Genomic DNA, 22,349 nt, shown 5'->3' with positions numbered 1-22,349 from the left:
ACAAGTGCAGTAGCCTTCGTTGTCATTACAGGAAATCTTTGCGCGGTTGCGGTTCCGTTCGTTCCAGTCGCGTTTCAGGCAACCGAAATGTGCGAAAACCTCGTGGATGCGCTAGAATCAACTCCGTTCGGCTGTATGCCGAAGTAAGCGGAAAGTTTTCCCACCTCCACCCGGTGTAGTTTCCTGAGGGACGCACGTCTTGGGTTATGGTCTAAAGCGCTCGGCTGTGCTTTCTATGCCACGGTTGCGGGGTAACTTTGCGTGTGCTTTGGTTCGCGGCGTGGTTACAAGCAAGGAGTCCTCATTACTGACGTAAGGATTAATGACCAAATTCGGGTGCCCGAAGTGCGCCTGGTTGGTGTCAACGGCGAACAAATCGGAGTGGTGGCCACCATGAAGGCCGTCTCTTTAGCTGATGACGCCGGTCTGGACCTGGTGGAAGTCGCTCCCGATGCGCATCCGCCAGTTTGCAAACTGATGGATTACGGCAAATACAAGTACGAAGCCGCGCAAAAGGCTCGTGATCAGCGCCGGAATCAAGCCAGTACCCAACTGAAAGAAATTCGCCTGGGACTTAAGATTGACAGTCACGACTACGAAGTGAAAAAGGGTCACATTCTGCGCTTCCTCAACGGCGGAGACAAAGTCAAAATCATGATTAAGTTCCGGGGACGGGAACAGAGCCGCCCGGAAATGGGAATCAAACTTTTAGAACGCTTGGCTGAGGACATCGCGGATGATGGTGTTGTCGAGTCTGCCCCCCGTCAAGACGGTCGTTCTATGACTATGGTGATTGGTCCGGTTAAGAAAAAGACTGACGCCATGAGCCAGCAGCGCAAGCGCCGTGAGGACGAACGTCAAGCGAAGCGTGACGCTAAGGCGGAACGGGCGTTACGGAATCAGCAGCGGGTGGCACAACAGGCAAACGCCCCGGTTTTGAAGCCGTTGACATTTGACCAACTCGGTTCGAGCAACCTGAGCGCCGCGGCTCCTAAAGCTACAGAGCCTGCTGATGTAAAGCCGGCGAAAGCGCCAGCCCGAAAGAAACCTGCCAGCTCTGTGAATCCAGAAACTTCGGCGGCAGCGGAAAAACCTGCTGCACAGAGTCCAGCGGCTGCCCAAAGCCCGGAGGTTGGCGAAAAACCGGCAACGCGGAAAGCCCCGGCACGGAAGACAGCCGCCAAGACTGCGACAAAGACCGCTGCTAAAACTGCAAAGGCGAGCGATGCCCCTGCTGAGAGCAGTGCCAAGACTCCTGCCCGGAAAACGACTAGTACTACCAAAAAATCTGCCCCCAAGACAACCGCGGGCAAAACCGATAAACCGGCCACCAAGAAGGCCCCGCTTAAGAAAGAGGAGAAATAATATGCCAAAGAATAAAACCCATTCTGGGACTAAAAAGCGGATTCGTGTTACTGGCTCCGGCAAACTGATGCGTGAACAGACTAATAAGCGTCACCTGCTGGAACATAAGTCGTCTCGGCGCACTCGTCGCCTCAGCCAGGATCAGGTCGTGGCTCCCGCTGACGTGAAACGTATGAAGAAGCTGTTGGGTAAGTAAAGGAAAAAGGAGATAAATCATGGCACGTGTCAAGCGCGCAGTAAATGCTCACAAGAAACGCCGCACCACTCTGGAACGGGCCGAGGGCTACCGCGGTCAGCGTTCCCGCCTGTACCGCAAGGCTAAGGAACAGGTCACCCACAGTTTTGTGTATAACTACCGGGACCGCAAGGTCCGCAAAGGCGACTTCCGTCGCTTGTGGATTACCCGCATCAATGCGGCTTGCCGCGCCCAGGGTATGACCTACAACCGCTTCATGCAGGGTCTGCGTCTGGCTGGTATCGAAGTCGATCGTCGGATGCTGGCAGAACTGGCAGTGAGCGACATTGCTGCTTTCAATGAATTGGTTAAGGCAGCTCAAGCTGCCCTGCCCAAAGATGTAAACGCTCCCGCGGCTGCCTAAGCCCAGCGTTTATCGAGCAAAACTCTATGGTAGAACGCCGCGAAATTCTCGACAACCCCGGAAGCGATCGCATCCGGAAGGTGGCGGGGCTTTCGCGGCGTTCCGCGCGCCTTCGTTCGGGACTGACCCGGGTGGAAGGTCCCCAAGCAGTCACTGAGCTGCTGCACTGTGCGCCCCAGGGGGCAGTCACAGATTTATATGTGACTGAGGCGGGTGCTGCGACTCGTCCGGAACTGCTGGAATTCGCGCAGTCCACGGTATCCGCTGGGGGACTGCATATACATACTGTTTCCCCGCAAGTTGAGAAGGCTCTGAGTGACGCTGCACAAGGGTGGATTGCAGTGGCGCGTTTCGAGGCTTTTCCGTCTGTGACAGGCTCTCCCGAGGGAAGTTTGGCTTTGATTTTGCCTGCCACCCAAGACCCCGGTAACGTGGGGACGCTGATTCGGCTGGCTGATGCTTGTGGGGCATCGACAGTGTTTATGGGGCAGGATTGCGCAGACGCGACCAGCCCGAAAGTAATCCGTGCCTCGGTGGGCAGTGTGTTCCATGTTCCCACCCCGCGGTTCCAGGATTTGGCAGCGGTGGTGAAGGCTCTGCGATCCGAGGGATGGACCATCGTGGGCACGTCCCTATCCGGAGACGTCATGCTGACTCCCGTTACTGCCGGGACTTGGAGCAACAAGAAAGTCGCCTGGGTCATGGGTAACGAGGCACACGGACTGGACGCAACTGAGGAGTCCTGGTGCGACGTGCTGGTGTCCATTCCCATGTTTGGGCGTGCCGAGTCCCTAAACGTGACGTCCGCAGCGACCTTGTGCTTGTGGATGAGTGCGGTTGCGCAACGGATGTAGCCGGTGGTTTTCCCGGTCGCTGCGGATTCGGCACGTAAACGGGGGAGCCTAGTTCAGTGCTTTTAGCGCATCTTCAAAGTTAGGATCCGTGGTGATTTCGTCGACCAGCTGCGTGTATTTCACCACACCGTTCGGATCAACAATCACGATAGACCGTGCGAATAAGCCTGCCATAGGGGAGTCAGCTATCTGCACGCCGTAATCTTCACCAAAACTGGAACGGAAGGCTGAAGTCGTGGTGACGTGATCAATCCCTTCTGCAGCGCAAAACCGACCTAGGGCGAAAGGAAGGTCACGCGAAACACAGATGACTTCCACTCCCTCGAGCTGGGCGGTTTCGGCGTTGAAACGACGTACAGAAGCCGCGCAAACCCCCGTATCGATAGAGGGGAAAATATTGAGAAGCACAGTCTTGCCACGTAAATCAGACAATTTCACTTCGGACAAGTCCTGTTTGACGGTCACGAAATCCGGGGCGGGAGAACCCACCGCGGGCAGTGAACCAACAGTGTTTACGGGATTACCTTGCAAATGAGTTGTTGCCATATACCCATCCTAACAGTGTCCCATCCCGGTCAGGTCAAACCATAGCGGTGCCGGGGTGAGTCTAAATTAACGCCAAAACCCGAATCACACGTTCGTGGCGGGAAGAGACTGCTGCATTTGCTGAAAACAAATACCGCGCCAAGGGCGGACCCTGACGCGGCATTCAAGAAGTGAATTGGGGTTAGCGACCCGTATTACGCACCACTCGATTGGACTTAATGCACTTGGTGCACACGTTCAAATGACGGGGAGTGCCCTCGACGATGGCGCGAACCCGCTGAATGTTCGGGTTGAAACGACGCTTGTTGCGCCGGTGAGAGTGAGACACGCTCATCCCGAAACCGGGACCTTTTCCACATACATCGCATACCGCAGCCATGTTCTTACCTCTGATTTCCTGTAATTTTTCAAAGCCATTCACGGGGTTGAACCCGCAGCTCTAAACGAGCAACCTCACTATGATAAGGCAAAACCCGCTGATTTTCAAATCGTATCCCACTTTGGAGGCGTGTTGTCGCACGACTCCAAGACTACGGTAGTTCCAAACACGGCGTTGAACTCGCAGACTAGAATGAGACTGTCAGGACAATGCAGTCCTGGTAAATCGCGCGTACAAATCCTTTATCCGAGAAAACAGATAGGAGCGATGATGACTGGGCGTATCGAAGAGGACTTGCTCGGGAAACGAGAAATTCCTGAGGACGCATACTATGGAGTACAAACCTTGCGGGCAATCGAGAATTTCCATATCTCGGGCAAGAAGATTCAAGATGTTCCCGAATTCGTACGCGCCATGGTCCAGGTCAAAAAGGCTGTGGCGTTAGCGAACGAGGAACTGCACGTACTGCCTCATGACATTGCCCGTGCCATTGTGGCTGGCTGCGATGAAGTGCTGGTGAAAGGTCGCGCGATGGATCAGTTCCCGGTGGACGTGTTCCAGGGTGGGGCGGGCACCTCGGTGAACATGAACACGAACGAAGTTGTGGCAAACTTGGCGCTGGAACTGTTGGGCTATGAAAAAGGTCGCTACGACATCATTAATCCCAATGACCATGTGAACAAGAGCCAATCTACCAATGATGCCTATCCCACCGGGTTTCGGGTGGCGGTGTTTACCTTGCTGCGTGGGGTCGAGCGGGCGGTGCGGGAACTGTCCGAGGCTTTTGCACGTAAAGGCGAGGAGTTTAAAGACATCCTGAAAATGGGGCGCACCCAGCTCCAGGACGCTGTTCCGATGACGTTGGGGCAAGAATTCAATGGTTTTTCGGTCAACATGACCGAGGAACTGACACGTTTGTCAGTGGCGGGAGATTTACTGCTGGAAATGAACCTGGGCGCGACCGCTATCGGCACCGGCGTGAACACCCCGGAGGGTTATCCACAAGTCGCGTGCCAAAAGCTGGCGGAGGTGACCGGTTACGACATTGTTCCGGCGACGAACCTGTTAGAGGCCACTTCGGATAACGGTGCTTACCTGGCAGTCCATGCGGTGCTGAAGCGGTTGGCATCCAAACTGTCAAAAATTTGTGATGATTTGCGGCTGCTTTCGTCGGGTCCCCGCTGTGGTCTGCACGAAATTAATCTTCCCGAGATGCAGCCGGGTTCCTCGATTATGCCTGCCAAAGTCAACCCGGTCATTCCCGAGGTTGTCGATCAAGTCTGTTTTAAAGTTATGGGCAACGATGTTGCCCTCACCCATGCTGCCGCTGCGGGGCAGCTGCAGCTAAACGTGATGGAACCAGCTGCCGCTCAATGCATGTTCGAATCTATTGAGCTGCTGACCAACGCTATCGACACCTTGCGCACCAAGTGCATTGACGGTATCACCGCGAATCCCGAAGTCTGCGAGGCTTACGTACACAATTCCATCGGTATTGTCACCTACCTCAATGACATTATCGGTCACCATAATGGTGATTTGATTGGTAAGGAAGCTGCCAAGACAGGCAAATCCGTCAAAGAACTGGTAATCGAGAAAGGTCTGATGAGCGCTACGGAACTTGACGAAGTGCTCAGTGTAGAGTCCCTCATGAGTCCCCACTACACTGGCAAGGTTTGGGGTGACGAGGAAAGAGGTTTGCCTTCGCGTTGAATGCGTGGTGAGGACAGTTCCCGAGTCCGATTGGTCCCATTGTCGTTTCGGGTAGCGGCAGTGGGACCAATATGTTGGTCACGGCGCGAAGCGGGCAGAAACCGGAATGGGAATCGGAAAAATTGGTCGATAGCGGGTAACTTGGAAAGAAAACAGAGGGGAACAGTTTGGATACCGCGCGACAAAAGCTAGAGACTAATGACCTGCGTGAGTGGTGCGTGCGCACGGGGGCGGTCCTGAACCAGGCGCGGGAATTGTTGGATGATCTCAACACTTTTCCGGTGCCAAACTTTAATACCGGGACCAATCTGGCGAACTCTTGGGCGGTGGCGACACGGGCGACTCAAACCTTGCCCCTTCCGCTGCGTCCTGCCGAATTTATGGCTGCGGTGAGTCGCGAAGTGGCGAAATTTCCCCACGGTTCGGTCGGAATTTTTCTCGCTTCCGGTTTTGCGGCCTGTGCTGAAGCTTGGGGGGATGCACCGGTGGTGCGTCCTGCTGATTTGCTGATGTCCGTCGACGCTATGGACAGGGCGTTTCGAGAAGTCAGCGGGTCAGATACTTGGGAATTTGGGTTGTCCCGATTGATTACTACCGTTTCAGAACAGCTATCGGAGCTGGAATTATTGACGTTGTCTCAAGTCGTGGACACGGCTTTGGTTTGTGCGCAGGAGGCCACTATTGATTCTGCTGATGCCCACGGTGGGGTGGGGGATGCTGGTCTGGCAGGTGCGTGTTTGATTTTTGCCTCTTTGGCAGACTTGGCGGCAACGGCTGAAGGGGACGTTCCCACCAATGTTTCCACGGTACAAGCCATGCTGAGTGATTGGGCTAATCGATCGCGTAGCGTTGCGGAAAGTCTGCGTCACACGGTGCCGGGCGGCGAATTTGGCGCTACTTTCCATTTTGAAGCCCTGGACATGCCCACCGGAAAACTGCGGGAAAGTCTGCGAGCAGCCAGTTCCGAAGTGCTGATATGTAAGGTTCTGGATGGAATTGGAGCGGGTCGTTTCGTGGCTCACGTACACACTCCATCACCGCTGGCAGCCCTGCCATATCCGCACGGGGCGGTGTTGATTCACCATCTCGGAAGGAACCCCGAGGCTTTCGAAGGCGATGAAGATCCCCTGACTCGACTCACTGCTGATTTTGACAATGTGGTGGTGCTGTCTGACTTTGCTGCCCGTCAGGCTCCGTTGGTGACCCCCGGTCTGCTGGTTCTCAGCGCCGCTCCGGCACTGGTAGAGACCTACGCGAGGGCGGGAGCCACGGTCCTTTTGGGGACGGAAAATTCCGAACAGATTTGCTGGGCGTGGCGTTCTCTCCCGAAAGGTCGCGCTGCTCTCATCATTCCTGCTGACCCCGAAACGCGAAAAATGGCTCTGACGATGCGTGATTCTCTGGATGATGCCGAGTTATCGGATTCTCCCGTGATGGTGGCCGACACCGAAGACGAACTGAGTGCTGCGTGGCTGGTGCAATCTCTGCAGGGGAAGCAATTTCGTGGCGAGAATCTGGAGCAATTGCGCGATCTGGAAACTGCTTGCCGGGATTTGAAAGCCGGCATCCGTGTTGAGCCTTTGTCCCACCATGACCTAGATACCCAAATCCGGGATCTGGTCAATGATCTGGGACCAAACCGGGAACTCCACGCAGTAATCAGTTCTGGAAACGTCAGTACGGACCGGATGAATTTGCAGCTTGCTTTGGCGAACTATGCCGATATCGAACTGGTTGCCTACTACGGAGGACAGCCTGGCTCCACCTACATCGGGGTCAGATTTTGAAGCCTGACCCCGGTCTGACTGTGACGGTCTTCCATTTCTCAAAACTTTCGAATTTTCGGTGCGAGGCTCCCTGATAGGGTGAAATCATGGTTAACTTGCAGACCCCTCTCGAGCGGATAATTAAGGCGAAGTCTGTCGTCTCCAAATTCGCTCACCTAGGAGTGCTAACCTTGGGTGACCTGCTCTGGTATCCGCCACGACGGACTTATAGGTGGGGGGAACTGACAAATTTTGACTCGCTGATTCCCGGAACGGATGTCACCGTTTTTGCGGTGGTCATGGACTCGCACTTGGGCTGGACTCGTCGTCACGACAAAGCCATGCTCACGGTAACCCTGCAGGACCAACTGGAAACCGATGCGCGCAACGAGGGAGGTGCCCGTCCGGACTTGTGGGGTCAGAGAGCTAACCGCCTGACCGTGCGTTTCTTTGCGAAACATCCCAACGCCTTAAATCTGCATGCAAATCGCCTGGAAAAGGGAACGTTAGCGGTTTTTGCCGGGCGGCTTTCGGGGAAACCAGACAGCCTTGCCAGTGAAGCCTTCTTGGCTCATCCGGAATATCGGGTGCTTGCCGATTATGACCCGGAGATCGTGAAAACACTTTCGACCCAACCCCAGCCGCTATATCACGCCACCGCGGGTCTACCCTCGTGGAAGATTGGGAAAATTATCGACGCGCAGCTGCTGATGGTAAACCCTGCGGAGATTCCCGAAGCTATTCCCGACTCGCTGCGCCGGGAGAGGAACCTCCCTGATGCCTACACAGCTTTGCTCGGTCTGCACCACCCGGAGACTGATGCTCAATACCAAGCGGCGCTGGACTATCTGCGTTTCCGCGAGGCTTTCACGCTGGGGGCAGCTCTGGCGAAAGCCCGTAATCAGATTCAATCCCATCCGGCCTGGTCCTTGCCGGTTTCGCAGGATGTTTTCGAGTCGAGTACGGACTCAGACGGGGAACCTGGTGACTTGGTCGCACAAGCCGTGGCGGGGTTGCCTTTCCAGCTCACTGCGGGGCAACGCCAGGTTTGGGAAGAAATCGCCGGGGATATTGCCCGCGAAGTTCCGATGAATCGACTGTTGCAGGGGGAAGTCGGGTCGGGCAAGACCGTAGTGTCGGCTTTGGCATGTCTCGCCGCGGTACAAAACGGTTTTCAGGCGGCTTTCATGGCGCCCACCGAAGTCCTTGCCCACCAGCATTTTCAGACCTTGAATCGGCTGTTAGGGGACCTGGCTGACCCTCTGGGGGGTCTTTCCGGGGAACAGCCCGGCACGGATAATGTCCCACTGCGTTTACTGACCGGGTCAACACCCGCCCCGGAGAAACGAGAAATTGCAGACCGGGGTGCGGCCGGTGAGCCGATGCTGGTGGTGGGAACTCAGGCCCTGCTGACTGAGTCGCTGCAGTTATCCCGACTGGCCTTGGTTGTAGTTGACGAACAGCACCGTTTTGGGGTGGAACAACGTGGCGCCCTGCTGACGAGAGGGGAGAGAGCGCCGCATTTCTTGACGATGACCGCTACCCCGATACCGCGAACCGTCGCCATGACCGTGTTTGGGGACCTGGATGTTTCCGTATTGCGTCAGCTGCCCGCGGGGCGTGCGGAGGTTCAGACGTTCCTGGTCAATGAGGCAAATGTACGGTGGGTCACACGTGCCTGGAGCCGAGCCGCGGAAGAAATCAAACAGGGGGGACGTGTTTATGTGCTCTGCCCCAAGATTGCGCCGGATGCCACGGGACAGAACCCTGTTTCCTCCAGTGATTCTCGGCATCCGCCGCAAGGTGACCGGAAAACTCGGAAACCTGCGGTGCAAACCAGTTGGGGTGATGATTTAGCGGGGTTCGGTGAACTCGAGGCACTGGAGCCCGACCGGATTCTGCACACCGTCACCCAGACCGCGGCGCGACTGGCTGCCCTGCCTATATTCAGGGATGTTCCTATCGGGGTGGCGCATTCCAACCTGGATTCTGCCGCCAAACAACAGGCAGTGTCAGACTTTGCCGCGGGTCGCACCCCACTGTTGGTGTCCACCACGGTTGTGGAAGTCGGCATGGATGTGCCCGAAGCCTCCATGATGATCATCTTGGATGCAGACCGCTACGGGATTTCGCAGCTACATCAGCTACGAGGGCGGATTGGTCGCGGTTCTCGACCTGGCGTTTGCCTCGCTATTGCCCCCCTGGATTTCCCACCCGTTTCGGGCAATCTGCCGGAAATGATGGCACTAGCGGGGGCGGGGACACTGTCTCCGGCTCTGGCACGTTTGTGCGCTTTTGCGGCGAGCCGGGATGGATTTGCGCTGGCTGAAGCCGACTTGACTATCCGGCGAGAGGGTGACGTGCTGGGACAGAACCAGTCGGGTCGCCGCTCCCGACTGAAAGTGCTTTCCTTGGTTAATGATGCGGAAGTTATTACTGCCGCGAAAGTTGCGGCGGCGGCATTGGTCGCGGCAGACCCACAGCTTAGCGCTCATCCAGAGTTGGCTAGGCTGGTATTTGAGCTGGGGGATGGTGCCCAGAATCTCACCAAGTCATAGGGGAGTACGGTAGGCGTGTTTAAACTTGGTAAAATTCCACCTATGTGTTCATGGTGGCGGCGTCTGGGAGCATTTGTCGCGATGCTAGCAGTAACGCTGGCAGTACTACTTCCGCAGGCTAGCGCGATGACCGAGGTCGTGCACGAACCACAATTTCCCACCGCGAGGTGGACACAAAACGCTGACGTTATCCTTCCTTCTCCGGATGCCCCCGGCGTGTTGTTTTTAGGGATGAGCGGTCTGAAACCCAGCGATCTTGATTTACAGGGCAATCAACTGGGTCAAATGCTGGTTCCGTTCACATTTTCGGCACTGAGTACCAGGTCTTTTCGGATTTATACCTGCCCCACTGAGGGATGGATGCAACTGCGTGCCCGTGGCGATGTCGCGGACGAAGAAGGACGTCGACTGGCGCAAACTGTGGGGGCGCAGTGCTTGGGGATGAAACTGGTGAAGAGTGACGGTACGACCGCGGAAACCCCAGCGCAGATAACTCCCGCCGCCCCGTCCTTGCCCAAAACTACAGCGGTCACCTATGCACAGTTCAAAGGTCGTACGGAAAACATCACCTGGCCCGCGCGCGGGATTTTTGCTCCGGATGCGTGGGCAGTAGGAAGAAATGCGGGAATTCCGCTGGCGAATCACCGCGGTCAGGTCGCGCATTGGCAACCTTTGCCGGTAATCCCTGAAATGGAGCGGATTAATCCCTCCGCGCTGGATTCTCTCTATAACGAGCGTACCGGGGCTGGTGCCCGAGCTGCCTTTGACGCCAAAGCGCAACAGCCTGTTCCGCCGCTGGGCAAGCCCCTAAAGAACCGGACAGCCCTGGCATCCGCCTGGCAAGAACTTCTCGCTGCTGCCCCCAGCGATGTCGTGGTGGATTTGGATACCGTTGACACCGCCGTTCTGAACCAGAACACTTACGACACGGCAAAGACCCTATCCTTACAGCAACTTTCTGCCATCTTGAGCGCAAATCAGAGTGCAGCGCATCCTCGACCGGTGGTTATTGCTTCTTTGGGAGATTTTGAAGGAGCCAGGTCGCTGCAGCTGCTAGCCGCACAGACTCCGGGATTGGCGCTGACGGATGGGAAACCATCCGCGACCCCGAGGAAAGGATTGACTGAAACCACCGGTGTGCTCTATACCTCCACGACTCATGCTCTCGGCTTAGCAACCCTTGCCGACGTACGCGGTTTAGTGTTCAATGCGCGTGCCTATGTGGAACCCAAGATGGTCCCACCGGCAAATATAATCCTTCCCGAGCTGAGCGTCACCCCGGTCGCCGGCGTCGCTAAGGCTTGTGCCATGATTACTGAACAGCAGCGCCATGCTACCTCCGCCCTGCGAGCCAATTCGCCGTGGTATCAGGTGTTTCACCTGTTTTCCTACCTCGCTATGGGGGCGCTGCTAATTTGGGCTTTCGCTTCGTCTGGCACGCGACGCTTGGCGAACAACTGGTGGGTGGTGCGGCTCCTGGGTCTTGTCGCTTTCGCGATGCTTCCAGCTGCGCTGATCCTGAACTGGATTCCGTGGTGGAACTTGCCTGGTACCGACTCGGCGGTCGGATCAGTCGGGATATCCCTGGCTTTGACCGCGGTGATTACGGCGGTTTTGGTGGCTTCTCTGTGGCGTAACTCTCACGCGGTGGCTATCCTAGCGGGGATTTCGTGTTTCATTTTAGCGCTGGACATCATGCTGGGATCTGCCCACCAACGCAACGGATTCATGGGCTCTCTGGTGCTCAGTTCGCGGCGTTACTACGGTATCTCTAATCGCACCTACATCATCCTCATTGCCGGAGCTTTGCTGGCATTGCTGCCGGTACTGCAACGTTTCTGGGGTCAGCGTCGAGCTGGATGGATTACAGCAGGGCTCGGTGTCGCGGTTCTTTTAGTCGATGCTTTACCCGGTTGGGGCGCCGATTTTGGGGGACCTCCGGGAATTATTCTGGCTTTCGGGATTGTCGCCCTGATGGCTGCGGGGGTGCCGCCACGCTGGTGGCACGCTGGTTTATGGGTGGTGTCTACTCTGGCGGTGATGGGGATTATCGGCTGGTTCTCCCGCGGCTCAGACAGCCATATTGGGAATTTTTGGTCCAATTTGGGCAGCAGCGAAAGCCGGGAGCTAATTGCCGGAAAAGTCCGTGACGTGCTGCGTTCCTTTGTGAACAATCTGGGGGTCGTTATCCTTTTGGTGCTGGTGGTCGCGGTATTAGCGACGACTTTGGTGATTGTGAAACGCCGCCAGGTGTCCTGGCCGCGGTGGGTGTCTTCTTGGAATCAGCTCACCGACCAGCCCGCGCTGCGCGTAGTGGCTTTAGGTATCTTACTGGGCATGGCGGTGGCGGTGCCTATCAACGATTCCGGGATGATGATTGTAAAAGAAGCCATCTATCTGGTGCTGCCGCCCCTTGGTGCCATCATTGCGCAGGGTGCCGCTCAACTGAACCTCAGCTCGACACCCTCTGCAAATAAGTAACCAGGGTATCGCCGTAGTTTTTGGCGGCATAGGCTTGCAGTCCCGAAGGAATTTCAGGAGCAGGAAACTTTTTTGACGTCTCCAAGACCATGATTCCTTCCGGGCTGAGATGCGCGGTCAGACCTGCCAGAATCTCGCAGAGCACATAAGGCGCCAAAGCATAGGGGGGGTCCAAAAAAATGAGGTCAAAACAATCCGTCGGCTTCAGCTCCGAAACGAACTTGGCAGCGTCTTTCACCAGGACGCGCACGCGGTCGCGGTAGCGCAGGGCGTCGATGTTCGCGCGCAACACTTTGGCTGCAGACCCGGCGGCATCTACGAAAACCGCAGACGCCCCGCCGCGGGACAGCGCCTCCAAACCGAGAGCTCCTGAACCAGCAAACAAATCCAAAACGGTGGCACCTTGTGGGAACCCCGAACAAAGCAGGTGAGAGAACATCGCTTCGCGCACCCGCTCCGAAGTGGGACGGGTCCCCGACTTCGGGACATTCAGGCGCAAGCCCCCTTTTTCGCCAGCAACAATTCGTGTCACAGACCACAGCCTAGTCGAATTGCCGGTAATCTGGATACGTGACTCAAGCGCTTTGCCCCGGAACTTTTGATCCCTTCACCTATGGGCACCTCGATATGGTGAAGCAATGTTTAGCTTTTGCCGATGTCGTGGTAATCGGAATTGCTAATAACTCAAAGAAAACTCCACTGCTTTCAGTGGAGAAACGTATCGAACTGGCGCAGACCACTATCCGGGAAGCTAAACTCGAGACGCGTGTCAATGTAGAGACCGTGGAGGGACTGTTAGCTGATTTCTGTAAAGAACATCAGATTGACGTCATCGCGAAAGGGCTGCGCACGTCCCAGGACTTTGATTACGAAAATCCAATGAGTCAGATGAATCGCCAAATCGGAGCTCCGCCGACCGTATTCGTGGGCTGCAAACCAGCGCTGATTCACGTCTCAAGTTCTATGGTTAAAGAAGTCGCCAGTTACGGGGCTGATGTCTATACGATGGTATGTGCGGATACTGCGCGGGCTCTGTATGAGGCTTACCAAGTCAGCCCGCCAAACCGGGATAATAATGTCATTGCAGCCCGTTTCGACAAACACAACAGCTAGGGAGAAAAATGAGCGAGGAAAACAGGGACGACGAGATGAAGGAATCGGCGGATTTACCTACCGCAACAGAGGACAGCGTGGACGAAACCGCTGCCGAGCAGGTAACCTCTGAGACTCTCGGCGAGGAGGTGGACTCAGCAACGCCGGAACAGAGCGATAAAGCAGAAATCGTGGAGCCGGAAGCCCTAACCTCGGAACAAATGGTGGCGGCACTGAACGCTCAGGACTATAAAGGCTCGGAGCTGATGGATGTATTAGCCCAGATAGAAGCCTTAATTTCACAAGCGCGCTCCCTGCCGATGAGTTCATCCGTGCTGGTCAATAAGGCTCAGGCACTCTCCTTGGTGGAATCGGCGCGCGAAGCCATGCCGGCAGATATCCGTATTGCAAACCAGATTGTAGCTGGAGCCAATGCGGTCATCGCCCGTGCCCAAGAGGAGGCAGAGGAAGCCTTGACGCAAGCCAATTCCACTTCTGAACGTATCCAAGCCGATGCCCATGCTCGTGCCGATGAATTGGTCAATCAGGAACGTATCGTCGTTATGGCCAAGGAACGTGCCGAGATGATTATCGAGACCGCGACCCAACAGGCTACTGACCTAGCGGCGGGAGCGGATCGCTATTGTGAGGAAAAGCTGACGGTGCTGGAAGAAACCCTCGACAAGCTAAAGGAACAGTCCGCCGCGGGGCGGAGAGTCTTAAGTGAACGCGCGCGCTTCAACCCCGACGATTTGCCCCACCTGGAAGGGGAGAACGCGGAGGTTAAAAATGACTAGCAGCGTCACAGCGCGTGATGCCGGTAAGCCCTCCGCTCGGTCCACCGGTACGCAGACCGGGTCTGGCTACTGCATCGGTTTAACCTCTCTGCTGGGCAATCCCGGAAAGACGCTGGAACTGCACGATTACCTGTTGCCGTTGCCAAGCACGTGGACGAATGGAGTCGTGGCTTTGCGGGAGCCCGAAGGTAGTTTCGAGGTCAGCTTGCAGTCCCTGCACGAGGGGATATTGGTCAGCTTGCAGGGGACGGTGCCGACCGATGCCCAATGCTCGCGCTGTTTGGACCCGGTTCCAAGTACAGTAGAGGTTAACGAAACGCAGATGTTTTTCTTTCCCGGAGCGCGCGAAGCTGCCCGCCGGGAGGGAGACGAGGAATGGGAAGACATCCTTGAAGTGAGTGCCGAAGACGAGGTGGACCTCGAACCGGTGCTGCGGGACGCTCTGGTGCTAGGCATGGAGACTCTGCCATTGTGCCGACCCGACTGTCAAGGATTGTGCCCGGATTGCGGAGAAAAATTTGAGAATTTGCCCGCCGATCACCATCACGAAGTTTTGGACCCGCGGTGGGCGGCGTTGGGAGATTTAGCGAAAGAGCTGCGCGCCCAGGAAACTGGAGGGGACGAAGCCTCGTGAATCAGTCCCCACGAAACACAGACAAAATTGGCGAACCGGGTCAATCTCGAGCCACCCTAGAACGTTTACTGGCGGACTGGGGACAACCGGTCGATACAGAACTTTTGGTGGTCGCGATGACGCACCGGTCCTTTGCCCACGAACATGGGAAAACTGGCTCAACCGGCACGAATGAACGGTTGGAATTCCTAGGGGATGCGGTGCTACAGATTGTGGTCACCGAATACCTGTTCCGTAACTTCCCCGATGTTCCCGAAGGGGAGTTGGCTCCGATGCGGGCCGCCACCGTCAGTCAAACCCCACTGGCGGAAGTTGCACGACGACTGCATCTGGGCGATTACATCTTGCTGGGAATCGGTGAGGACCGACAGGGAGGTCGAGAAAAGGACTCCATCCTGTCCGACACTTTAGAGGCTCTGATTGGTGCGTCCTACCTCACCTCAGGGTTGGAATCGACGCGCGTCACTATCGAGCGTCACCTCCGCCGATACTTGCGCAACGCGCCGCGCCGGGCGGTCGGGATGGATTGGAAGACCCATCTGAGCGAGTTCGCGGCCGCTAATTCTCTGGGTGAACCGGAGTACGTGGTGCAGGGGAGTGGACCGGACCATGCTCGGGTATTTACTGCTCAAATTCGTATAGCCGGTGAAGTGCTGGGCGAAGGTCAGGGAACCTCCAAGAAATCCGCTGAGCACAGCGCAGCCGAGGCAGCTTTCGAAATTTTGCAAGACCGTTTCGGGGAATAGATAGCATATGCCGGAGCTTCCCGAAGTGGAGACAATTCGCCGTAATCTGGAGCAAACCGTGGTGGGTGCGCGGGTTCTCGGTGCCAGCGACCCCACCCATGAGCGTACTTTGCGCAATCAGCAGGGGGGAATCACAGGGTTGCGCGCAGGACTGGTGGGGGCGCGTCTGGGCGCGGCAGTACGACGCGGAAAGTTTTTGTGGTTTCCTTTGCTAGGGGATACCCCCAGGGAAAAAGGTCCGCTTGCCCTCGTGATGCACCTGGGTATGTCGGGACAGCTGCGAGTGGAATCTAGGGGCGCGACTTTGCACCGTAAAGAGGCAGCCGCGTCACCACAAGCCGCTCCGCAGCATTCGAGAGAGACTCGACTTTTGCCTCATGAACGCCTTCGCTTCACTCTCGACAATGAGAAAGACCTGGTATTTTGCGACCAGCGCACCTTTGGTCATGTCGAACTCCGACCGTTGCAACCCACCGCGGATGGTGCTCCCGGAGGGATGGGTGCCCCGGAACCGCTGCTACCGCAGGGCGTGGAACATATTGCCCGCGATGTGCTCGATCCGTGCCGAGATACAACAGATTTCGTGAAAAAAACTCATGCCAGCACGCGAGCAATCAAAACCAAGTTGTTGGATCAGAGCATTGTCTCCGGTATCGGAAACATTTATGCAGATGAAGGCTTATTTGCTGCCCGGATACATCCCGCTGCTCCCGGTCGGTCGCTCAGCGATAGGAAACTGCGGAAATTGCTAGGTGCCGTGGCGGCGGTGATGGAACAGGCGTTGGTCTTTGGGGGTACTTCATTTGACCGCTTATACGTGAATTCTTGGGGCAATCCAGGCGAATTCGCAAAAGAATTGCAGGTTTACGGACGGGGTGGACAAAGTTGCCACCGCTGCGGGACACGGCTCGATAAGATGATTATTGACGGTCGCTCCAGCGTGTTTTGTCCACGCTGCCAGCGAAAGCGTTAGGAAGGACCAGAGATGACTGAGCTGTCGGAAATTCGCGTCATGATTGTCGACGATCACGAGATTGTACGCCGTGGCATCGCTGAGATCGTGGATAGGGCTGCGGATTTACAGGTCGTCGCCGAAGCCGGCTCAGTTGCCGAGGCCCTCTCGAGAGCCGAGTTGGCAAACCCTAATGTGGTTTTGGTGGACTTGCAGCTGCCCGATGGCACCGGCATTGATTTGATTCGACAACTGCGAGTGATGACACCAAACGCGCGCATGATTGTGTTGACCTCCTTTGATGATGACGAGGCCCTGGCAGAATCCTTGGAAGTTGGGGCGGCTGCTTATTTGTTGAAGACTGTGGCAGGGGTGGAAATCACTAACGTTATCAAAGCAGTAGCGGCAGGCAGAACTCTGCTTGATGAACGCACCGTGACACGCACCAGCGCTAATCGCAGCGGTCCTACCGAACACTTGACCCCTACCGAAAAGAAAATTCTGGGATTAATCGGCGATGGTCTGTCTAATCGAGAAATCGGGGACACTTTGGGAGTGGCTGAAAAGACCGTGAAAAACCACATTACCGCACTGCTGTCGAAGATGGGTCTGCAGCGGCGCACTCAGGTGGCAGCGTGGGTGGCTTCGCAGCGCTCTGCCGAGTGGCGCAAGAATTCTCCGCGTGCCGAACTGTAACCACCACAGCAGTTGACCAGGGGGTACCTCTCGCGTAGCTACTCAAGCGGAATGCACCAGGTCAGAAGGGTTCCGCTGGCTCCGTCAGGGCGTTTTCCGATGCGCATCATCCCCAGGTGAATCGTGGCGCGGGCGGTCATGTTGGCTAAGCCTGAATGGTGATCAATCCTGGAATCAAGCCCGCACCCGTCATCCTGAATCTCTACTCGCAGCATCCCATTGGTCTGGGTGGGCAGGGGAACGCTTGCTTCATTGAGGGCGCAGCGAGGCGGAACCAACCCCGGATTAAACCAAATATCGACTTCCAGACGTACCTCAGTAGCATGAGCGTGCCGAGCCACATTCGTCAGTCCCTCTCGTACTACCGCAAGAACATCAGAGATGAGAGAATCCGGTAACCTGTGGCGCAGCCGTTCCTCCATCCTTTCCATATTGTCCAGAGTGCAAACTTCATTATCTAGGCGCACAATGAGTGACGGGGCAAAGCCGAGGGAGCGGCGAGACAGCGAAGCCTCCATTCGCAACCCACCCAAAAGTTCCGGTTCGGCAGTGTCTTGATCTTTCAGTTCACTGACAATCCGACGGATTTCCCCTACCGAGTCGCCCACTGAATGCAGCGCTTCATCCAGAGTCGTGCGAATTGTCTGTGCCGTGAGTTCCCGATCGCTGAGGTCTTCCTTTAGCGCTTCGAGATGCAGAGAAGTCGCGAACAATTGTTGGATAGCCAGGTCATGCAGGTCGCGGGCAATGCGCTGGCGTTCTTCCAACAGCTCCGCACGATCCTCGGACTGTCGCACGCCGGACAAGCGCAACGCTAGGGTAGCTTGGGCCGCAAAATTCTCGGCGGAGCGCAAATCCGGGACGGTAAATTCGGGGCTGCCGGGATTGCGAAATAGGATAATCACACCGCTGGCAGCACCGCGCTCGCTCATCGGGGCATAGAGAGCCGGACCAAAAATGGACAGTTCCGGAATTCGCAGTAAGTTGGCGCGCTCCATAGATTCCACGATAATGCCAACATTGTTGCGGATGACCGACTGGGCGCGTCCTTCGGGAGGAAATTCCAAACCAATCATCTGTGCGGCTGCCTCGCCGTCAGCAATTTCACAGATGTATTTTCCGCCCAAGCTGGGCAGCACAATCAAGGTCGTATCAGCCTCCGCCACCCGACGCACGGAGGAAGCAATGAGAGCCAGTGCTTCCTCCTCATCGGTATCTTCCAACAGAGCCGTGGTGATGCTTTGGCTCATGCGGTTCCATCGCTGTAAAGTTTCAAGCTCCAAGTTCAGTGCATTAATTTTTTCACGCAAAACAGCATGACTTTCCCCTAAATATTTATTGACCTTGGGGCTGACTCGCTCAGACGTAGCTCTTCTCCTGTTCTAGGTTCCAACGGTAAGTGGGGTTAGTCTCGACCAAACTAGCGTGTGTTCCCCGCGCGGTGATGCGGGTCACCTCGTCATTTTCGCTATCCAGCTTACCGAGCACAATAACTTCATCGGCTTTGTCCAGGGCGCTGAGCCGGTGAGTGACCAACAGCACACCACGTTCCCCACTCTTGCCGGTAGACAGCAGGTCGGAGACAAGCTGGTCAGCCATAGCCCCGTCCAGATGCTCGCCGGGCTCGTCCAGGGCAAGGAGTTGCGCTGGGGTCGCCAAAGCTCGTGCCAACAGGATGCGTCGGCGCTCCCCGCCGCTCAACGCTGCCCCGTCCATGCCGAGTAGAGTGTCCAGACCATCTGGGGCAGCCTGCAGCCACTGACCCATCCCGGCCTCTTGCAACAGCTTTTCCGCTTCTAGGGTTCCTACATTGGCTCGTGCTACCCGAATGTTTTCCAGGGCGGTAGTGGCAAAAATATGGGCGTCCTCTGCGGTCATCACGATTTTTTCACTCACGATGGACCGCGGCAGCGCGGTGATGTCGATTCCTCCCAGTGTCAGGCTGCCACCTCGGGGGGGAATCAAGCCTGCCAAAGTATAAAGCAGTGTGGATTTGCCAATTCCAGAGCGCCCGACAATTGCCAAAGCCTTGCCGGGGCATAGGTCCAGGTCAATCCCGCTGGCAATAATCGGTCCGCCGGGCCACCCAATCTCCAGGTCTTTTGCCACCAGATGAGCCTCAACTTCGGTGACGGGTGAGATTTCCGCGTGGTGCCCTTCCTCGTTGAAGACTGCCTTCGGGGCAGCATTGCTGTTCGGGGCGGCGTCCGCGGCGTAAATCTGTTTCAGGGCTGTCTCGACATAGTCCGCTCCACCCATCAAATCCACCAGCCGGGTCGCGGCGGCACCGGAGGACACCAGCTGTACCGCAGCGGCAGCCAGTTGGGAGGTTCCTTCAAAGGCTGCCAGGGGAGCCAGCACTAAAATCGCCAGGTTTACGTCCCACAGTTGACCGCTGACGACCAGGGGAGTGCCAATCAGGAAACCGCACAGGACTGCCGCGCCCATCGAAATATTGTCAATAAAGGCGGCGATTGCAGAAGGACGGGCAGCCTTGTCTTTAAGCTTTTGGATGACTTGTTCCACCTGGTTCAGGTGGTCTTGTGCGGCTTGCAAGCGTCCGGAAACCGCCAACTCGCTGGCATTCATCAGCAGGTTTTGGGCGCTGGCAGTCAGCTCTATCTGAGCCTGCTGGGAGGCTAACTCGGCGATACGTGCCGAACGAATCGTCAGGAGGGGTCCCACCACGCCAGCCATCAGCAGGCAGATTAGCAGCGTGAGCGCCGCCAGGGGAGCCAGGAACCAGAATAATATAACGGTGGCGATGGCAGTGATAGCGGTAACCATTCCGGGGAGGACAGACTTCACCACGAAGTCTCCGACCGAATCGACATCGCCTCCGGTACGCGCCAAGATTTCTCCGCGTCGCAAAGCCGCGATGTTCTTTGCCGGGCGACCAGCCAAAATGCGGTAAACCGTGTGGCGCAAATCAGCGACTCCCAACAGGGCGACCTTGTGAGACGCTAGGCGCTCCAGATAGCGAAAGAGTGCCCTGCCAATCCCAAAGAAACGTACCGCTACGGCTGCGACCGCCAAATCCATCCACAGAGCGTCAATCTGGGCAGCACGGGCAATGAGCCAAGCCGCCACGACCGACAGCCCGATGGCGCAGACTAACGTCGAAACACCCAAGAGAATAGCCAGAGCCATATTGGCACGATTCAAGCGCATCATTCTGTAGGTCAGGCGCAGGTTACGCAGCTCCTCGCGAGAAATAAATGCGGTATTTGGCATGGCAGAGCTGGCGGACTCAGCAGCAGATTCCATAAACTCGGCGGGAAAAGTTGACTTGTTGCTACTCATGCGCGCACCTCGTTATCAGCAAAATCAAGATTCAAAATGAGTGGGGGCAAATCCTCACGCCCATCCGGTTTGCGTTTGTGTGCTCGGACCTTCGGCTTTGCCGCAGCTGCTGCCTGGGCTTCCTGTTCCACCTCAGCTGCGGTGAAGGGTCTGGTGTCTACCGGAATGGACACATCGGCTACGTTCAGCACTGCTTGACGGTGGGCAATGACAACTACGGTTTTACCTTGGGACTTTAGGGTTTTAATTCCAGCGATTACCTGGGTTTCCAGGTTCGCATCGAGGTGCGCGGTCGGCTCGTCCAAGACGATGAGCTGCGCCTGTTGAGTCAGTGCATGGGTCAGTGCCAAGCGTTGCCGCTGACCGACGGACAGACCCAAGCCACCAGCGCCAAGCTGGGTCAACCAGCCTTGTGACAACCCCTGTACCACCTCGTCAAAGTGCGTGATGCGACTGGCTTCCACTAGGGCGGGACTGGGCTCGGTTCCGGACTCGCCTAAGTTTTCTAACACTGTGCCGGGCAGGATAGCAGGATTTTGAGGAACCCAAGCACACTGCTCCCACCACGAGGCGAGGTCGATTTCGGGCAGTGGTACACTCCCCGCAGGTCCGCTCACCGTCAGTTCCCCCTGGTCGATGGTTTGCAGCCCTAGTATGCTCATAGCAGTGGTCGTTTTCCCGGAACCGCTGGCACCGGTCAGAGCATAAATTTTCCCCGGTTCGAGGTTGGCAGTCAGACTGGAAGGAGCCCACATTCCGCGGGCTTTCACCCCTACGTCATGCAGCTGGATAGTGGCTTTGGTCAGGTCAGGAGCCGCGATATGTCCGGTTTTGGGCAACGGTTCTTCCAAGATAGCAAAAGCGGCTTCCGCGGCGGTAACCCCATCAGAGGAGGCATGGAACTGTTTGCCCACTTCCCGCAGCGGGCTAAACACCTCCGGTGTCAGCATAATGACCAGCAGTCCGGTGAACAGGTCAAGTTGGTTATTCAACAAGCGAATTCCTACTTCGACCGCTACCAGTGCTACACACAGTGTGGTCAAGAATTCCAGGGCACCGCCACTCATAAACGCGACACGTAAAGTCTGCATGGTGGAACGGGAATATTCGTATCCGACTCGTTTTACCTGCTTGGCAGGATCTTGTTCGCGACCCAATGATTTCAGAGTAGCCAGACCAGCCAAGAGATCCACCAGCTGACCGCCCATGCGTTTCATGGAAGCCAAACGTTTATCAGAGTATTCCTGGGTCAAAATCCCGATGAGAATCATGAACAGGGGGATGAGTGGGATAGTTGCCAGTACGAAAATGGCACTAATCCAGTCGAGGTAAACGATTACCAACAATGTCAGGGGAGTAACTGTCACCGAGAGTAAAAGCTGGGGGAGAAAAAAGACAAAGTAGGCGTCGAGATCTTTCAAGGCGCGTACGACTGTGGTGACGGTGTCTTGACCGTGTTGGGTTTGCCAGCGGGGACCGAGCTTCGTGGCATGAGTCAGGACTTTTTGCCGGATTTCCCGGATCGCGCCCGTCGCTGCTCGGTGCGCAAACCACTGTCGAATCAGCAGGGACAAGCCCCTGCCCAAAAGGACTAAGACCAACACGCCGAGGGTGGGAACGATGAAAGACAGAGGCTGATGTTCCATGATGACCGGGGTCGCGGCTTTGGAGATAAGCCAATCTTGCGCGATGATGAAAACTGCTGAGAGAAAACCGAAAACGGTGATAAAGATAATGTATCCGCGGGCGGTTTTGGCGTACTTCAGCAGTCGGGGATCCAGGGGTTTCACCCCCTCAGCTTTCCATATTTTAGAGAAAATCTCCACAGCGAGCTCAGCTAAAAATCCCTGATAAAACTGGTGCGGGCG

General features: G+C 56.3%; 20 protein-coding genes. 14 read left to right on the top strand and 6 right to left on the bottom strand.

The features are described from left to right. The first annotated feature begins 261 nt into the window (after window positions 1-261). Genes infC through HMPREF0573_RS09000 form a run of 4 tightly spaced genes read left to right on the top strand, consistent with a single transcriptional unit; the run spans window position 262 to window position 2,818 of the window. Entirely contained in the window at window positions 262-1,365 is a 1,104-nt protein-coding gene (gene infC / locus HMPREF0573_RS09015; RefSeq protein ID WP_013189629.1) for a translation initiation factor IF-3, read from the top strand. 1 nt (window position 1,366) lies between these two features. Next, a complete protein-coding gene (gene rpmI / locus HMPREF0573_RS09010; protein ID WP_004006656.1) occupies window positions 1,367-1,561 on the top strand; it encodes a 50S ribosomal protein L35 in 195 nt (64 codons plus the stop codon). A gap of 19 nt (window positions 1,562-1,580) precedes the next feature. Continuing rightward, window positions 1,581-1,964 carry a 50S ribosomal protein L20 gene (gene rplT / locus HMPREF0573_RS09005; RefSeq protein WP_004006657.1) on the top strand — a complete coding sequence of 128 codons (384 nt, stop codon included), beginning with the start codon at window positions 1,581-1,583 and terminating at the stop codon, window positions 1,962-1,964. Window positions 1,965-1,990: 26 nt separating this feature from the next. Continuing rightward, entirely contained in the window at window positions 1,991-2,818 is an 828-nt protein-coding gene (locus HMPREF0573_RS09000) for a TrmH family RNA methyltransferase (protein WP_004010574.1), read from the top strand. A gap of 48 nt (window positions 2,819-2,866) precedes the next feature. Here the strand turns inward: HMPREF0573_RS09000 and tpx are convergent, their stop codons facing one another. Together tpx and rpmB are read right to left on the bottom strand one after the other, a co-directional pair. After that, window positions 2,867-3,364 carry a thiol peroxidase gene (tpx, locus tag HMPREF0573_RS08995; RefSeq protein WP_004010575.1) on the bottom strand — a complete coding sequence of 166 codons (498 nt, stop codon included), beginning with the start codon at window positions 3,362-3,364 and terminating at the stop codon, window positions 2,867-2,869. Window positions 3,365-3,545: 181 nt separating this feature from the next. After that, a complete protein-coding gene (gene rpmB, locus HMPREF0573_RS08990) occupies window positions 3,546-3,743 on the bottom strand; it encodes a 50S ribosomal protein L28 (protein ID WP_036324183.1) in 198 nt (65 codons plus the stop codon). Window positions 3,744-4,010: 267 nt separating this feature from the next. Between rpmB and aspA the strand changes: the two genes are divergently transcribed. The 4 genes from aspA to HMPREF0573_RS08970 all read left to right on the top strand — a co-directional run bounded on the left by aspA (window position 4,011) and on the right by HMPREF0573_RS08970 (window position 12,261). Further along, a complete protein-coding gene (gene aspA, locus HMPREF0573_RS08985; RefSeq protein WP_004010576.1) occupies window positions 4,011-5,456 on the top strand; it encodes an aspartate ammonia-lyase in 1,446 nt (481 codons plus the stop codon). Between the two features lie 167 nt (window positions 5,457-5,623). Beyond that, the gene (locus HMPREF0573_RS08980) at window positions 5,624-7,243 is read left to right on the top strand and encodes a hypothetical protein (RefSeq protein ID WP_013189628.1); all 1,620 of its coding nucleotides are present in this window, start codon (window positions 5,624-5,626) and stop codon (window positions 7,241-7,243) included. A gap of 86 nt (window positions 7,244-7,329) precedes the next feature. Beyond that, window positions 7,330-9,780, top strand: coding sequence for an ATP-dependent DNA helicase RecG (locus tag HMPREF0573_RS08975; RefSeq protein WP_004006663.1), 2,451 nt, complete (start codon window positions 7,330-7,332; stop codon window positions 9,778-9,780). A 42-nt stretch (window positions 9,781-9,822) separates the two neighbouring features. Beyond that, window positions 9,823-12,261 (top strand): tellurium resistance protein TerC, encoded by a 2,439-nt coding sequence (locus HMPREF0573_RS08970; RefSeq protein WP_236589590.1) that lies wholly within the window; start codon window positions 9,823-9,825, stop codon window positions 12,259-12,261. Here the strand turns inward: HMPREF0573_RS08970 and rsmD are convergent. Continuing rightward, window positions 12,233-12,793 carry a 16S rRNA (guanine(966)-N(2))-methyltransferase RsmD gene (gene rsmD, locus HMPREF0573_RS08965; protein ID WP_004006665.1) on the bottom strand — a complete coding sequence of 187 codons (561 nt, stop codon included), beginning with the start codon at window positions 12,791-12,793 and terminating at the stop codon, window positions 12,233-12,235. The two genes, HMPREF0573_RS08970 and rsmD, sit on opposite strands and share 29 nt — an antisense overlap. A 38-nt stretch (window positions 12,794-12,831) precedes the next feature. Between rsmD and coaD the strand changes: the two genes are divergently transcribed. The 6 genes from coaD to HMPREF0573_RS08935 are packed head-to-tail and all read left to right on the top strand — an operon-like array spanning window position 12,832 to window position 17,178. Further along, window positions 12,832-13,374 (top strand): pantetheine-phosphate adenylyltransferase, encoded by a 543-nt coding sequence (coaD, locus tag HMPREF0573_RS08960; RefSeq protein WP_004006666.1) that lies wholly within the window; start codon window positions 12,832-12,834, stop codon window positions 13,372-13,374. 8 nt (window positions 13,375-13,382) lie between these two features. Beyond that, window positions 13,383-14,150, top strand: coding sequence for a hypothetical protein (locus HMPREF0573_RS08955; protein WP_013189624.1), 768 nt, complete (start codon window positions 13,383-13,385; stop codon window positions 14,148-14,150). Beyond that, on the top strand, window positions 14,143-14,784 hold the full coding sequence (locus HMPREF0573_RS08950) for a YceD family protein (protein WP_013189623.1): 642 nt from the start codon (window positions 14,143-14,145) through the stop codon (window positions 14,782-14,784). Before HMPREF0573_RS08955 ends, HMPREF0573_RS08950 begins: the two co-directional genes overlap by 8 nt. Beyond that, window positions 14,781-15,530, top strand: coding sequence for a ribonuclease III (gene rnc / locus HMPREF0573_RS08945; RefSeq protein ID WP_013189622.1), 750 nt, complete (start codon window positions 14,781-14,783; stop codon window positions 15,528-15,530). The genes HMPREF0573_RS08950 and rnc overlap by 4 nt, the downstream gene beginning before the upstream one ends. A 7-nt stretch (window positions 15,531-15,537) precedes the next feature. Then, window positions 15,538-16,503 (top strand): bifunctional DNA-formamidopyrimidine glycosylase/DNA-(apurinic or apyrimidinic site) lyase, encoded by a 966-nt coding sequence (gene mutM, locus HMPREF0573_RS08940; RefSeq protein ID WP_013189621.1) that lies wholly within the window; start codon window positions 15,538-15,540, stop codon window positions 16,501-16,503. A gap of 12 nt (window positions 16,504-16,515) precedes the next feature. Then, window positions 16,516-17,178 (top strand): response regulator, encoded by a 663-nt coding sequence (locus tag HMPREF0573_RS08935; RefSeq protein ID WP_004006671.1) that lies wholly within the window; start codon window positions 16,516-16,518, stop codon window positions 17,176-17,178. 38 nt (window positions 17,179-17,216) lie between these two features. Here HMPREF0573_RS08935 and HMPREF0573_RS08930 read toward each other — a convergent pair whose 3' ends face one another. From HMPREF0573_RS08930 to cydD, 3 genes are read right to left on the bottom strand one after another with little or no spacing between them, the layout of a single operon-like run. Continuing rightward, the gene (locus HMPREF0573_RS08930; protein WP_004006672.1) at window positions 17,217-18,488 is read right to left on the bottom strand and encodes a GAF domain-containing sensor histidine kinase; all 1,272 of its coding nucleotides are present in this window, start codon (window positions 18,486-18,488) and stop codon (window positions 17,217-17,219) included. A 49-nt stretch (window positions 18,489-18,537) separates the two neighbouring features. Next, complete coding sequence (cydC, locus tag HMPREF0573_RS08925) at window positions 18,538-20,481, bottom strand: thiol reductant ABC exporter subunit CydC (RefSeq protein ID WP_004006673.1); 1,944 nt, start codon at window positions 20,479-20,481, stop codon at window positions 18,538-18,540. After that, window positions 20,478-22,271 (bottom strand): thiol reductant ABC exporter subunit CydD, encoded by a 1,794-nt coding sequence (gene cydD / locus HMPREF0573_RS08920; protein WP_179943736.1) that lies wholly within the window; start codon window positions 22,269-22,271, stop codon window positions 20,478-20,480. Before cydD ends, cydC begins: the two co-directional genes overlap by 4 nt. Between the last annotated feature and the right edge of the window lie 78 nt (window positions 22,272-22,349).

Source organism: Mobiluncus curtisii ATCC 43063 (assembly GCF_000196535.1).
Lineage (GTDB): Bacteria > Actinomycetota > Actinomycetes > Actinomycetales > Actinomycetaceae > Mobiluncus > Mobiluncus curtisii.
Note: the sequence above shows the minus strand (reverse complement) of the source record. Positions and strands in the feature narration are given on the sequence as shown.

Excerpts from the sequence above, each read along its gene's own strand:
- rpmI (WP_004006656.1), top strand. The coding sequence starts at position 1,367 with ATGCCAAAGAATAAAACCCATTCTGGGACTAAAAAGCGGATTCGTGTT.
- rplT (WP_004006657.1), top strand. The coding sequence starts at position 1,581 with ATGGCACGTGTCAAGCGCGCAGTAAATGCTCACAAGAAACGCCGCACC.
- HMPREF0573_RS09000 (WP_004010574.1), top strand. The coding sequence starts at position 1,991 with ATGGTAGAACGCCGCGAAATTCTCGACAACCCCGGAAGCGATCGCATC.
- tpx (WP_004010575.1), bottom strand. The coding sequence starts at position 3,364 with ATGGCAACAACTCATTTGCAAGGTAATCCCGTAAACACTGTTGGTTCA.
- rpmB (WP_036324183.1), bottom strand. The coding sequence starts at position 3,743 with ATGGCTGCGGTATGCGATGTATGTGGAAAAGGTCCCGGTTTCGGGATG.
- aspA (WP_004010576.1), top strand. The coding sequence starts at position 4,011 with ATGATGACTGGGCGTATCGAAGAGGACTTGCTCGGGAAACGAGAAATT.
- HMPREF0573_RS08975 (WP_004006663.1), top strand. The coding sequence starts at position 7,330 with ATGGTTAACTTGCAGACCCCTCTCGAGCGGATAATTAAGGCGAAGTCT.
- HMPREF0573_RS08970 (WP_236589590.1), top strand. The coding sequence starts at position 9,823 with ATGTGTTCATGGTGGCGGCGTCTGGGAGCATTTGTCGCGATGCTAGCA.
- HMPREF0573_RS08955 (WP_013189624.1), top strand. The coding sequence starts at position 13,383 with ATGAGCGAGGAAAACAGGGACGACGAGATGAAGGAATCGGCGGATTTA.
- HMPREF0573_RS08950 (WP_013189623.1), top strand. The coding sequence starts at position 14,143 with ATGACTAGCAGCGTCACAGCGCGTGATGCCGGTAAGCCCTCCGCTCGG.
- mutM (WP_013189621.1), top strand. The coding sequence starts at position 15,538 with ATGCCGGAGCTTCCCGAAGTGGAGACAATTCGCCGTAATCTGGAGCAA.
- HMPREF0573_RS08935 (WP_004006671.1), top strand. The coding sequence starts at position 16,516 with ATGACTGAGCTGTCGGAAATTCGCGTCATGATTGTCGACGATCACGAG.
- cydC (WP_004006673.1), bottom strand. The coding sequence starts at position 20,481 with ATGAGTAGCAACAAGTCAACTTTTCCCGCCGAGTTTATGGAATCTGCT.